11 protein-coding genes are annotated in these 12,492 nt (G+C 66.5%); 6 read left to right on the top strand and 5 right to left on the bottom strand.

Annotation, left to right across the window (positions count from 1 at the left end):
- Positions 1-108 precede the first annotated feature (108 nt).
- Together NKT35_RS08105 and NKT35_RS08110 are read left to right on the top strand one after the other, a co-directional pair.
- The gene (locus NKT35_RS08105; protein WP_254300507.1) at positions 109-1,533 is read left to right on the top strand and encodes a DEAD/DEAH box helicase; all 1,425 of its coding nucleotides are present in this window, start codon (positions 109-111) and stop codon (positions 1,531-1,533) included.
- Positions 1,534-1,682: 149 nt separating this feature from the next.
- Complete coding sequence (locus NKT35_RS08110; protein ID WP_254300508.1) at positions 1,683-2,474, top strand: substrate-binding periplasmic protein; 792 nt, start codon at positions 1,683-1,685, stop codon at positions 2,472-2,474.
- A 2-nt stretch (positions 2,475-2,476) separates the two neighbouring features.
- Here the strand turns inward: NKT35_RS08110 and NKT35_RS08115 are convergent, their stop codons facing one another.
- Together NKT35_RS08115 and NKT35_RS08120 are read right to left on the bottom strand one after the other, a co-directional pair.
- Positions 2,477-3,337 (bottom strand): GNAT family N-acetyltransferase, encoded by an 861-nt coding sequence (locus tag NKT35_RS08115; protein WP_254300509.1) that lies wholly within the window; start codon positions 3,335-3,337, stop codon positions 2,477-2,479.
- 39 nt (positions 3,338-3,376) lie between these two features.
- The gene (locus NKT35_RS08120; protein ID WP_254300510.1) at positions 3,377-3,940 is read right to left on the bottom strand and encodes a TetR/AcrR family transcriptional regulator; all 564 of its coding nucleotides are present in this window, start codon (positions 3,938-3,940) and stop codon (positions 3,377-3,379) included.
- A 161-nt stretch (positions 3,941-4,101) separates the two neighbouring features.
- Between NKT35_RS08120 and NKT35_RS08125 the strand changes: the two genes are divergently transcribed.
- Together NKT35_RS08125 and NKT35_RS08130 are read left to right on the top strand one after the other, a co-directional pair.
- Positions 4,102-4,983 (top strand): diguanylate cyclase domain-containing protein, encoded by an 882-nt coding sequence (locus NKT35_RS08125; RefSeq protein ID WP_254300511.1) that lies wholly within the window; start codon positions 4,102-4,104, stop codon positions 4,981-4,983.
- A gap of 152 nt (positions 4,984-5,135) precedes the next feature.
- Positions 5,136-6,983 carry a sensor domain-containing diguanylate cyclase gene (locus tag NKT35_RS08130; RefSeq protein ID WP_254300512.1) on the top strand — a complete coding sequence of 616 codons (1,848 nt, stop codon included), beginning with the start codon at positions 5,136-5,138 and terminating at the stop codon, positions 6,981-6,983.
- Here NKT35_RS08130 and NKT35_RS08135 read toward each other — a convergent pair.
- Complete coding sequence (locus NKT35_RS08135; protein WP_254300513.1) at positions 6,956-7,939, bottom strand: FUSC family protein; 984 nt, start codon at positions 7,937-7,939, stop codon at positions 6,956-6,958. The genes NKT35_RS08130 and NKT35_RS08135 overlap by 28 nt on opposite strands.
- A 96-nt stretch (positions 7,940-8,035) precedes the next feature.
- Here NKT35_RS08135 and NKT35_RS08140 point away from each other — a divergent pair, with 96 nt between their 5' ends.
- Positions 8,036-8,740, top strand: a complete 705-nt coding sequence (locus NKT35_RS08140) for a pseudouridine synthase (RefSeq protein WP_254300514.1) — start codon at positions 8,036-8,038, stop codon at positions 8,738-8,740.
- A gap of 50 nt (positions 8,741-8,790) precedes the next feature.
- Here the strand turns inward: NKT35_RS08140 and NKT35_RS08145 are convergent, their stop codons facing one another.
- Positions 8,791-9,612: an NAD(P)H-dependent oxidoreductase gene (locus NKT35_RS08145; protein ID WP_254300515.1), complete on the bottom strand. Its 822-nt coding sequence runs from the start codon at positions 9,610-9,612 to the stop codon at positions 8,791-8,793.
- 92 nt (positions 9,613-9,704) lie between these two features.
- Between NKT35_RS08145 and NKT35_RS08150 the strand changes: the two genes are divergently transcribed.
- On the top strand, positions 9,705-10,616 hold the full coding sequence (locus NKT35_RS08150; RefSeq protein ID WP_254300516.1) for a LysR family transcriptional regulator: 912 nt from the start codon (positions 9,705-9,707) through the stop codon (positions 10,614-10,616).
- Positions 10,617-10,627: 11 nt separating this feature from the next.
- Here the strand turns inward: NKT35_RS08150 and NKT35_RS08155 are convergent, their stop codons facing one another.
- Positions 10,628-12,487, bottom strand: a complete 1,860-nt coding sequence (locus tag NKT35_RS08155) for a sigma-54-dependent Fis family transcriptional regulator (protein WP_254300517.1) — start codon at positions 12,485-12,487, stop codon at positions 10,628-10,630.
- Between the last annotated feature and the right edge of the window lie 5 nt (positions 12,488-12,492).

Below are 12,492 nucleotides of genomic sequence, written 5' to 3' on the forward strand. Positions count from 1 at the left end.
CGTGCGAGTGCCAGTCCCGCGCGCCGGTCTCATCCTCGAGCTCAACCCCGTTTTCCCGTCTGCCTGGATTGGTCGCCTTGCTGCGATGGGCCGTCGCAGGAGCATATTATGTCCGAACTTACCTTCGCCGATCTAGGCTTGGCCGACCCGTTGTTGCGCGCGGTTTCCGATACCGGTTATACCACGCCCACCCCGATTCAGGCTCAGGCCATTCCGCAAGTGCTGCAGGGCGGCGATCTGTTGGCCGCTGCGCAGACCGGCACCGGCAAGACCGCTGGCTTCACGCTGCCGCTGTTGCAGCTGCTGATGCGTTCGCCCAGCCACCATGCCGGCCGCCCGCGCGCGCTGGTGCTGACCCCCACCCGCGAGCTGGCCGCCCAGGTGGAGGAGTCGGTGCGTACTTATAGCAAATACCTGCCGCTGAAGTCGCTGGTGATGTTCGGCGGCGTCAACATCAATCCGCAGATCAAGGCGCTGCGTTCGCCGGTGGACATCCTGGTGGCGACCCCGGGCCGCCTGCTGGACCACGTGGGCCAGAAGACCGTCGACCTGTCCGGCGTGGAAATCCTGGTGCTGGACGAGGCCGACCGCATGCTGGACATGGGCTTCATCCACGACATCAAGAAGGTGCTGGCCAAACTGCCGGCCAAGCGCCAGAACCTGCTGTTCTCGGCCACCTTCTCCGATGAGATCAAGGCGCTGGCCGACAAGCTGCTGGACAACCCCAAGCTGGTGGAAGTGGCGCGCCGCAACACCACCAACGAGCTGGTGACGCAGAAGGTTCACCTGGTTGACCGCGACAAGAAAACCGACCTGCTGATCCACCTGATCCGCGAGCACAACTGGTTCCAGGTGCTGGTGTTCACCCGCACCAAGCACGGCGCCAACCGCCTGGCGGAAAAGCTGGACAAGATCGGCATCCCGGCCGCCGCCATCCACGGCAACAAGAGCCAGAACGCGCGCACCCGCGCCCTGGCCGATTTCAAGAGCGGCGAGCTGCAAGTGCTGGTGGCCACCGACATCGCCGCGCGCGGCCTGGATATCGACCAGCTGCCGCACGTGGTCAATTTCGAATTGCCCAACGTGCCGGAAGACTACGTGCACCGCATCGGCCGCACCGGCCGCGCCGGCACGCCGGGCGAAGCGCTGTCGCTGGTCTGCGTGGACGAGTTCAGCTTCCTGCGCGACATTGAGAAGCTGATCAAGATGTCGATCGAGCGCTTTACCGTGCCGGGCTTCGAGGCCGACCTCAACGTCAAGCCGGAGCCGATCCCGATGGGCGGCGGCGCCCGCGGCCGCGGCCAGGGCGCGCCGCGCGGTCAAGGACAAAGCCGCAGCCAGGGCCAAGGCCAGGGCCAATCCCGCCACGGCAGCGGCAAGCCGCGCCATCAGACCGAAAGCAAGCCGGCCGGCCATGGCCGCAACGGCGGTCCGCGCCAGGGACAGGGCCAGGGCGCGCGCACGGAAGGCGGCCGCTCCGCCAAGCCGGCGGCGCCCAAGTCGGCCTTGTTCAGCCCGCCTAAGAGCCGCTGACGCCGATGCGCCCGACCGCTAGTCGGCTTCGGGCGCAATCGCATTGCTGAGGGGCGCATTGCCGGTTATGCTCAACTTAATAGACCGCGTGATCGATACCGATCGACAATAAATGGCGGCTGTCAGACTTTGCAAGAATCGGGAAAAGAATGCGATACCACGGCCTGCTGCTGGGTATCCTGAGCTGGGCCGCCTTGGCGGCGGCGCCGGTTGAGGCTGCCCCGCGCCTCAAAATCACCCTGTCCAATCAGGAATGGCCGCCGTATATGGGCCAGGAACTCCCTTACGACGGCATCTTGTCGCGGCTGGTGAAGGAAGCCTTCGCCCGCGGCGGCGTCGATGTCACCTTCCGCTATTACCCCAATAACCGCACGCTGCAATCGGCCCGCAACGGGCAGGTGGACGGCAGTTTCGGCTGGGCGCCCACCGAGGAGCGCAAGCGCGATCTGCTGTATACCTTGCCGGTGTTGAATGCCCGCATGGTGTTTTTCCAGCGCAAGGACCACAAGCTGGAATGGAGCCGCTGGGCGGATTTGAAGGGCGCGCGCGCCGGCGTGACGGTGGGCAACTACTATTCCGACGAGTTCGACGCGCAGGTGAAGTCCGGCGTGTTGACCGCCGATACCGCGCCGGACGATCTGATCAATTTCAAAAAGCTGCTGGCCGGGCGCGTCGATCTATTCCCTATCGATTTGGAAGTGGGGCGCTATTTGCTGGCCCACCATTTCACCGCTCAGCAGGCCAATGCGGTGGAAGCGCAGGGGCGTTCCTTCTGGAACGCGCCGCTGCACGTGGTGATCTGGCGCAAGCATGTCAAAGGGCAGGAGCTGGTGGAGCGCTTCAACCGCGGGTTGAAGGCGCTGCAGGATAGCGGCGACTTCGAGCGGCTGGTGACCGAGACCCGGGAAGCCTGTCTATTGCCGCACAGCTCATCGCCCTGAGTTCAAGCCAGCGTTTTGCGCAGCACCTGCCGGCTGGCCTGCTGCTGAAAGCCCAGCTTGCGGTGCAGGGCCATGGAGGCCGAATTGCTGTCCGCCACCATGGCGGACAGCCGCTGTTGTCCCTTGGCCTGCAGATGCAGCGCCGCCCGGCCGTACATGGCCTGGGCGATGCCGCGTCCGGCGCAGCTTGCCGACACGCCGACGCCGTTGATGTGTCCTGTCGCAGAAATATCCAAGAAAGCCTGGTAGCCGCCGTTTTCGTCCGCCCATAACTGCGCGGCGTCCAAGTCGCACTCGGCCCATTCATCGCGCAACCTATCTATTTCCAGCCCTGGCGCGTGCGGCGTGGCTTCGAAACAGCGGTTGTAGAGATCGGCGAGGCGCCGCCAGTCGATATGCGCGGTCTCCACCATGCGCCAGCCTGCGGGGAAGGCGCGCAGCGGCAAGGTCGCGCTATCCGCTTCCAGCGTCAGAAAACAAAAATGCGCCGCGAAGCCGTGCTGCGCCAAGGCTTGAAGCTTAAGGGCTTCGTCCGGCTCCGCGCTGAAGTGCAAATAGCGCGCGCCGGCTAAAACGCCTTGGCGCACGCATTCATCGATCAAGGCATCGTAGCTTTGGCGGCTGGCCGCTTGCAGCGGGCCGCCATACATTTCGCCGTTTTTGGCGATGCCGGCGCTCACCCAGGCCAGCATGCCGACCACCTGATCGCCATCCAGCAGCATGCGCGCGAATTCTCCTTTGCCGCGCATCGGGTCTTCCAGTTGTTGGCGCAAAGCGGCTGTCTGTTCTGCGCTAGGCGCGGGATAACGTAAAGCAGCCAGCTCGGCTAGCCGTGAAGGATCGTAGGGATGCAGCGTGAGCATGTTGAGGGCGAAGAGGGTTTTGATACTTAAATGCTATCATCATTTATCGGTCAGGCGCGCGCGGGCGCTTTCCAGCAATTGGCGCGATCGATCCGCATCATTCACCAATCTGGCCAAGGCCAGGCAGCCCACCATCAAGGCCAGGTCCAGCAGGGCGTCGCCTTCCTTGCCGTCTTGGGCGCGCGCCTGGGCCAGCGTGGCCGTCAATTGGCCGACTTCTCCGGCGATCCGGCCGCGCACCGGCGCGCCCTGGCGCGCCAATTCGCCGGCTAGCGCGGCCAAGGCGCAGCCGGAATCGGGAAAGTCGCGATGTTCGATATTCAAATACGCGTCCGTCACCGCGGCGAGTCCTTCGCCGGCGGGCGCTTGCGCCAGCAGTTGCCGCCAGCGGTCGTTCTGCTGCCGCAAGGCCTCGCCGCATGCTGCCGCCACCAGTTCTTCCTTGCTGCCGAAGTGGGCGTAGAAACCGCCATGGGTGAGTCCCAGGTCCGCCATCAGATTGGCGATGCCCACTTGCGCCAAGCCCTCGGCACGAAAGCGCAGGGCGGCGATGGAAACAATGCGTTGGGCGATTTCCGCCTTGTGGTCGCTGGGGTAGCGCATGCGGTTCCCTCCTGCCTTGGTTTTATATGATCCCAATCATGTAAACAATGTTTATAAGAATCAGCCGGATAAGAATATGGCATCGCCTAGACTTTGAAGCGAAGGCCATCCTGCTGCTATCACTAATAAACGCGGTTAGCCAAACCGGAGTGGAGGGCCCCATGCCATTGCCTCTCAGCGTTTTCCATTTGATCGTCCATCACGGCAACGATGCGGTGCTGGTGACGGAGGCCGAGCCCTTGCATGAGCCCGGCCCCGCGATCATCTATGCCAATCCCGCCATGTGCGAGCTGAGCGGCTATCCGCTGGACGAGTTGCTGGGCCAGTCGCCGCGGATGCTGCAGGGCCCGCTGACGGATCCGGCGACGCTGGTGCTGTTGGGCGTGGCGCTGCGCGCGGGGCGGGAAACCAAGGTGGAGCTGTTGAATTACCAACGCTCCGGCACGCCGTATTGGGCGGAAATCCATATCCTGCCCTTGAGCGACGAGACGGGCAGCATTCGCTACTTCGCGTCCATCCAGCGCGACATCACCGAGAAGCGCACGCGCCAGGAGTCTTTGTATCGGCTGGCGGTGGCCGATGACATGACCAATCTGTTCAATCGCCAGATGTTTTTCGATGTCGGCGCCAAATGCATGTTGCTGACGTATCGCCAGAATACGCCGCTGGCGGTGGCGGTGCTGGAGCTGGTGGATTTCCGCCGCCTGCAGGAGAGCTATGGCCAGCTGGTGGGGCACATGATCTTGCGGCTGGTGTCGCAGGCCTTGCTGGCGGCCATCCGCGACAGCGATATCGCCGGGCGGCTGGACAATAACGAGTTTGGATTGTTATTGCCGGAGGCGAGCCCCGACACGGCCCAGATCGTGCTGGATCGCATCAAGCAGCAATTGGCGCAAAGCTGGCGCGAGGCGGGCCTGCCGTCGGGCGTGAGGCTGTCTTTGCGCTGCGGCGTGGCCAGCGCGGGCGACGCCGATGAAAATCTCGAACAGGTGTTGCAGCGCGCGCGCGCCTCGCTGCAACAATTGGCGGAGGCGAGCAGTTAGACGGCCAGGACGGGCGCGCATGGATTTCATGTGGAACGGCGGCTAATCTAAAAAGCATAAAACGCGGCGCGTCAGCCGCGGAATAATCGGATGGGACACCGATGGGGGCGTTTTCGGCAAGTCTGAAAGGGGAGGCTTGGCGGCAAGCGGGATTGGCGATTGCCTACGCGCTGGCCGTCGCTTGGCTGTCGCGCGGATTTCCAGCGCTGACCGCCTATGGCTATTGGCAGCCGGGTTTGCCGCTGGCCTTGGCGGCGCTGTTGCGGTTCGGCGGACGGTGTTGGCCAGCCTTGCTGGCCGGCGCCGCATGGCTGGCCTGGCGGAATGGGCTGGCGGTGTCGGCCGCCGCGCCGCAAATCGCCGCCATGTTAGGCGCGGCCTTGCTCAGCAGCCAGGCTTTGCGCCCGCGCGCGTCTGCGCTTTCCCATCTGCCGGGCGTATTGCGCTACCTGTTCGGCGCGGCCCTGTGCGGCAGCCTGTTGTCGGCGCTAGGCTGGTTTTTCGCGCAATTGCCCAGCGCCGATCCCGCGCGGGCGGCGCAAGACGCCCTGCGCATCGCGCTGGGCGATATGGCCGCCATGGCCGCGCTGCCGCCCTTGCTGCTGCTGAATGGCCACTCCTGCATGGCGACGCCGGAGCGCCGGCGCGAAACGGTTGCGGTTGGGATGCTGACCTTGTGCTTGTCCTTGCTGGTTTGCGTCTGGCTGGACGGCCGGGACGGCCGCTACGCCGCGCTGCCTTATTTGTTCATCATGCCTTTGCTGTGGCTGGCTTTCCGCAGCCAGCAGCTGCTGGCCCATGTCCTGTCGCTGGCCATCGTGGCGTTCGCGCTGCGGGGGGCGCATCTCGAGCGCGGCGCGCTGTCCATCGTCGGCGAGCGGGCTGCCTTGTTGAATGTGGCGCTGCTGGCATTGGTCCAGTCTGTGGCGCTGCTGGTGTTCGGCGCGCTGTTGGCCGAGCGCCGGAGCGTGGAGCGCAGCCTGATGCAGGCGAACCAGTCCTTGGAAAGCAAAGTGGCGGAGCGCACCGCGCAATTGGCGGAGAGCGAAGCGCGGCTGCGGCTGCTGGCCGACGCCGCTCCTTTTCCGCTGGCGATGAACCGCCTGTCCGGCGGCGAGCTGAACTATGCCAACGCGCGCGCCGAAGAGCTGTTCGATACGCGCATTGAGGCCTCCGGCTCGCAGAAGGTGCAGGACTTCTACGCCGATCCGGATGAATGCGAGCGGGTGGCCCAGGTGCTGCGGGCGGGCGGCCGGGTCATGGACCGGGAGGTCCGGCTCAAGGGGGCGGGCGGCCGGGAGTTCTGGGCGCTGATCTCCTGCGCGGTGGTGAAGAGCGACAAGGTGTGGCATGTGATCAACAGCATCAACGACATCAGCGAGCGCAAACGGCTGGAGCAGAGCTTGCGGGACGCCAATACGGCCTTGCGCCGCCAGGTCGGCGAGATCGAGCATCTGCAGCAGGGCCTGCGCGAGCAAGCGCGGCGTGATCCGTTGACCGGGTTGTTCAACCGCCGCCATCTGGACGACATCCTGCCCAGAGTGCTGTCCCATATGCTGGCACTGCATCGAGAAGTGGCGGTGCTGATGGTGGACGCCGACCATTTCAAGCGGGTCAACGATACCTATGGCCACCGCTGCGGCGATATCGTGCTGACGGCGCTGGCGGCCTATCTGAGCGACCACTTCCGCAGCGGCGACATCGTCTGCCGCTACGGCGGAGAGGAGTTCTTCGTCTTGCTGCCCGGCGCTTCGCTGGAGGCGGCGCACGCCAAGGCGCAAGGACTGTGCGACGCGGTGCGCGCCATGCCCATCCAGGCGCAGGGCCATGCGCTGACCGTGACGCTGTCGGTCGGCCTCGCGCTCAGCCCCATGCATGGCGAAGACGCCGAAAGCGTGGTCCACGCCGCCGACGCCGCCTTGTATCAGGCCAAGCAGACCGGACGGGACCGGGTATGCGTCGCCGCGCCGCTTCAGTCGCTGCTGTTGGGCGAGGGCTGAGCGCGCTGGCGCAGAAACCAGGCCAGCGCGCCGAACAGCAAGGCGGCGATCAAGGTATCCTCCACCCGCTCCAGCGCGCCGCTGGCCAATTGCGCTGTTGGCAGCAAGGACAGCACCAGCGCGGTCAGCAGCGCGACGAAAACACGGAAGCTGTGCCGCATGGCGATCAGCATCGTCATCTGCAACGCGGCCAGCGCCAGCACATGCCATAGCGGCCCCAGGCTCAAGGCCCGCAACAGCCAGTACAGCAAGCCGCTGAGCAGCGCGCCGGCCAGCGTGCCCATGGCGCGCTCGCGCGCCAGCCACAGCATCCGCTCCGGCGACGGGTCGGGAATGGCGATGGCGGCGATGGGCAGCCACCAGGCATGGGCGCTATGCATCCAGCCGCCGGCCAGCCAGGCCAGCAGGCCCCAGGGCAGAAGATGCCAGGCATAGCGGCGGACATCGGCGGCGGAGGCGGCAGGCAAGACCCGAAACCAGTCTTTCAGGCCGATTCTGGCCAGCGTGCCGCCATAGGCGGCGCCCAGCAGCATCCAGCCGGCCTCCTGCCAGGGCGGAATGGCCGCGGCCGGGGTCATGTCGCCCAGCAGCAGCGCGAACACCCAGAACTGCACGCCCTTGTGCAGGCCATGGCGGGCGCTGCAGGCCAGCAAGGCCAGGCTGGCGGCCAAGACGGCAAACATGGGCAGCGGCCAATCCACGCACAGCCGGCCTATCAGGTAGCACGCCGGTATCGCCAGCCAGGATGCCGGCTGCAAGCGCCGCGCCAGCATCATGCACAGCGCGCTGTAATTGGCCGCCAAGGCGAATACGAACACGCCGGCCCCCAGGCCGCCCATAGTCAGCGCCGCGGCCGGCGCGAACAGCAAAGCGCTGAATAGCGCGGCTTTCAGGATGCGCCGGCGCTGGTAGCGGACCCAGCCCAAGCTATGCAGCGCGTATTTCTGGTAAGGCATGCGGTCTCTCCAGGCTGTCGCCTTTGGCTGACTATGGCGCGATGGCGGGCCGCAGGCAAGGCGGCAGGGCCGCGCCGCGCATGCTAACATCGGCGTATGGAACTTTATCGACTGTTGCAACAACAAGGCTTTGGCGGCCGCAAAGAATGCCGCCAGCTGATCGAATACGGCCTGGTGGAAGTGAACGGCGAGGTGGTGGACAACTATCGCGCCCAATTCGAGCTGGCCGACATCGCTAGCCTGACGGTGGACGACGAGCCGTGGCCGGTGGTGCGCGGGCCGCTGTATCTCTTGCTGCACAAGCCGGCCAATTACGAAACCTCGCACAAGCCGAATTGCCACCCCAGCATCTATCGGCTGCTGCCGGACCAGTTTTCCAATCTGGACATCTGCGCGGTGGGCCGGCTGGATGTGGATACCACCGGGCTGATCCTGCTGTCCAACAATGGCCAGTTCATCCATGCCCTGAGTTCGCCGAAAAAGCTGGTGCCCAAGGTCTACCGCGTCACGCTCAAGCATGAGGCGACGGAAGAGCTGATCGCCCAGCTGCAGAGCGGCGTGTACCTGAACGACGAGGCGCGCGAATTCGCCGCCGACAGCATCGAGCAGCTCGACGCGCACACCATTCTGCTGACCATCACCGAGGGCAAGTACCATCAGGTGAAGCGCATGGTGGCGGCGGCCAGCAACCGCGTCGAGGCGCTGCACCGCGAAAGCCTGGGCGCCATCGTGCTGGGCGACTTGCCGGCGGGCGAATGGCGGCATCTGACGGCCGAAGAATTGGCGGCCTTCGGCTTCTGATCGGAACGGAAACGCAAAAACGGCGAGGAGCGCGTCTCCCCGCCGTTTTTTTATTGCGCCGCGGCTTCGGTCATCGCCGGCCGCGGCGTGGGGCTGCTCGGCGCGGCCAGGTGCGCCCAGATGCCCTCCATGTCCGGCGCGATGTGGCCGGCCAGCTGGTGTCCGTCTGGATAGTCGCCGCCGTTCTGGCGTCGGAACGGGATGGGCGTCTCGTCGAACAAGCCGGCCAGCCGCTTGCGCCAAGCATGCAGTTGGTCTGCTATCTGCTCGCGGCTCAGCTGGTTGACGCCATAGACCGCGTGGGTGGGCAGCACGTCCATGCCGGGGTAGAACAGGCAGCCGTGGGTGACGGGGAACAGCAGCTCCTGCAGCGGGCCGTTGATGCCGCGCGGACCGTAGTCCCGTTCGCCGCCGCCCACCATCGCCGCCAGCAGCGCCCGCTTGCCCTTGAGCGCGCCGTCGCCATAGCGCAGCCGGTTGCCTTGGTTCTGGTAGCCATAGCCGAAGCCATAGGCGTATACCCGCTCGAACCAGCCTTTCAGAATGGCCGGGATGCCGTACCACCATAGCGGAAACAAGAAGATCACCGCGTCGGCGGCCAGGAGTTTGCGCTGCTCCTCGGCGACATCAGGCGTTTGCGCGCCGTTGGCGTAGGCGTGGCCGGATTCGTCGATGAAGGACAGGCGGGCGGGGTCGGCGCGCGCCGGAAAATCGTCGGCGTCCAGCACCGCTTTCCAGCGCATGGCGTAGAGATCGGATTGCAGCACTTGGTGCCCTTGCGCCGTCAGCGTTTCCACGGCGGCGGCGGCGAAGCTGCGGGTCAAGGAGCTGGGCTCGGGCTGGGCGTAGACCAGCAATAGGGTGCGGCGCATGAGCGGACTTTCAGTGGGGTGGCGATGGCGCCAGTGTGTCCTGGCATGATAAATAAGTGAAATCGATGATTTTCTTGTGAGCTATCTGTTTCATGGATACCAAGCGCCTGGATTTGAATCTGCTGCATACGCTGGAAGTGCTGCTGGAGGAGCGCAATGTGACGCGCGCGGCGGCGCGGCTGCATCTGAGCCAGCCAGCCGTCAGCGCGCAACTGGCCCGTTTGCGGGAACTGTTCGGCGATCCGCTGTTGCTGCCGACGCAGCGCGGCATGCGTCCCACCGCCAAGGCGGAGCAGTTGCTGGCGCCTTTGCAGGCCTCGCTGCAGCAACTGCGCGCAAATCTGCTGGCGAGCCAGGATTTCGATCCGGGCGCAGCCAGCATGACCTTGCAGCTCGCCTGCACCGATTACGCCCAGGCGGTGGCGGCGATTCCGCTGATCCAGCGCTTGCGCCAGCGCGCGCCGGGCATTCGGGTGGCGATGCGCCATCTGGAGGCGTCCCGCTTGCAGCGCCAGGCGGAGAGCGGCGAGGTGGATCTGGCTTTGATCAGCCCGGATTGCGCGCCACCGGGCTTGCATGCCAAGCCCTTGTTCGAAGACCGCTACGTCTTGATCGGCCGGCCGGAGCATCCCGTCTGGCGGCAAGGCCTGACGCTGGAAAACTATCTGGCGCACGAGCATGTGGTGGTGTCGCTGGGCAGCGGCGATTTCAGCACCGCAGTCGACGTGGCGCTGGCCGAGCAAGGGTTGGCGCGGCGAGTGGCCTTGTCGGCGGCGTCTTTTCTGCTGGTGCCGGAAATCGTGGCGCAAACCGATTATCTCGCCTTGCTGCCGGCGCGGCTGGTGTCGGCCAGCCGGGTGCCGCTGCGGACGGCGGCCTGCCCGTTTCCCTTGCGCGGCTTCGGCGTGGCCATGGTCTGGCATCCGCGCAACCATAGCCATCCCGGCCAGCGCTGGATACGGCAGCAGTTTTCCGAGTTGATGGCGGAGGCCGCCGCGACATAGCGTCGCCGGACTTATTTGGCGGTTTTGCCCAGCCGTCGGTACAGCGTGGCGCGGCTGATGCCCAGGGCGCGTGCCGCCGCGCTGGCGTTGCCGCCGCAGCGCCGCAGCAGATCGGCGATGGCGCTGTCCGGCACCGCATGGCCCTGGTTTTCCATATCGGCGCGCAGCAAGGCCGGCAGATGGCGCATTTCCAATTGCGCGCCGTCGTCGGCCAGCGCCAGCAAGGTGGCCAGCAGATTGGCCAGCTCGCGCAGATTGCCGGGCCAGCGGTAGCCGCGGAAGGCTCGGCCGAGCTCGGCGGACAAGGCGATGCCGCGACGCGCCGCGCCCATCTCGTCCAGCATGCGCTGCGCGATGGCGGCCACGTCGCCGCGCTCGCGCAGCGGCGGCAGGCTGAGCGGGTAATGGCACAGGCGGTAATAGAGGTCGGCGCGGAACGCGCCTTCGGCCACCTTGGCGCGCAGGTCGCGGTGGGTGGCGCAGATCAGCCGGATGTCCAGCTGTTGCGCCGGCCCGCCGCCCAGCGGCGTCACTTCGCGCTCCTGCAGCACTCGCAGCAGCCTGGCCTGCAGCGCCAGCGGCATATCGCCTATCTCGTCCAGGAACAGCACGCCGCCGTCCGCCTCGCGCAGCCTGCCTTTGCTGCCTTGGCGGCTGGCGCCGGTGTAGGCGCCGGGCAGGTAGCCGAACAGCTCGGCCTCGATCAGGCCTTCGGGAATGGCGGCGCAGTTGACCGCGATGAAGGGCTGGCCGCGGCGGCTGCCGGCGGCGTGCAGGGCGCGCGCCAGCCTGTCCTTGCCGGTGCCGGTTTCGCCGAGGATCAGCACCGGAATATCGGCCTCCAGCTGCTTGAGCGCGGTGGCGCACAGTTCGGGCGGCGCGCCGTCCAGCGGCTCAAGGACGGCGGCGGGGGGCGCTTTGGCGGGCTGGGCGGGCCTTGCCGCGCGGGGGGGCGACGCAATGGGCGCGGCGGCGGGCGGCTTCAAGCGGGCGGAAAAGCGCTGTGCGCCGATCTGCAGCGCGCCTAGGGCCTGGCCGTGGCGTTGCAGCCAATGCTCCAGGCTTTGGCCGAACAGCGCGGCGAAATGGCGCGCCTGCCAGCGGCCGGGCTCCAGCCCGCACAGCGAGAGCCCGGGGCGGTTGGCGGCCAGCAGCCGGCCATCGCCGTCGAAGGCCAGCTTGCAGGCCGAGGGCGCGTCCAGCAAGCGCGGATCGGCGTGCAGGCACAGCAGCCAGCCGTGGCGGGCGGCCTCTTCCAGCAGGCGCGACTCGATCTGGCCGCGCGCCGCCTGCAGCGCCAGAATTTGCGGCTGGCCCAGCTTGCGGCTGGCGCCGCTGATGTCCAGCGCGCCCAGCAACTGGCCCTGCGGCCCTAGCAAGGGCTCGGCGGCGCAGGCCAGCACGCGGTTGCGTTCCAGATAATGCTCGGCGCCGCGCACCAGCACGCTGTCGATGGCGGCCAGCGCGGTGCCGATGGCGTTGGTGCCGCGCGCGGCTTCGCTCCAGTCCATGCCCGGAGTCAGGGCCAGCTGTTCCGCCTTGTTCAGAAAATCGATGTGGCCGCTTTCATCCAGTATCAGGCCGCGGCTGTCCGCCACCACCAGGGCCAGTTGCCGGCTGGCCACCTGTTCGAACAGGCCGGCCAGCGCCGGCGCGGCGGGCGCGAGCCAGTCCTGGTTCGCTTCTTGCCGCTGGTTCAGCTCCATCGCCGTCAGCTTGTCGCCGCCGCCGCCGCCCGCCGGCAAACCCAGGCCGCGGCAACGTTGCCAGGAATGCAGGATGGGCGGCGGCAAGGCCTGGCCGGGCAAGGGCTGATCGGTGAAGAAACGGCGGCGGATCTCGTCCAGCGGCAAACGGCTGACAGCGTTCATGCGCG

Origin of the sequence: Chromobacterium sp. IIBBL 290-4, from assembly GCF_024207115.1 — a bacterium.
In the GTDB taxonomy this organism is placed as follows: Bacteria; Pseudomonadota; Gammaproteobacteria; order Burkholderiales; family Chromobacteriaceae; genus Chromobacterium.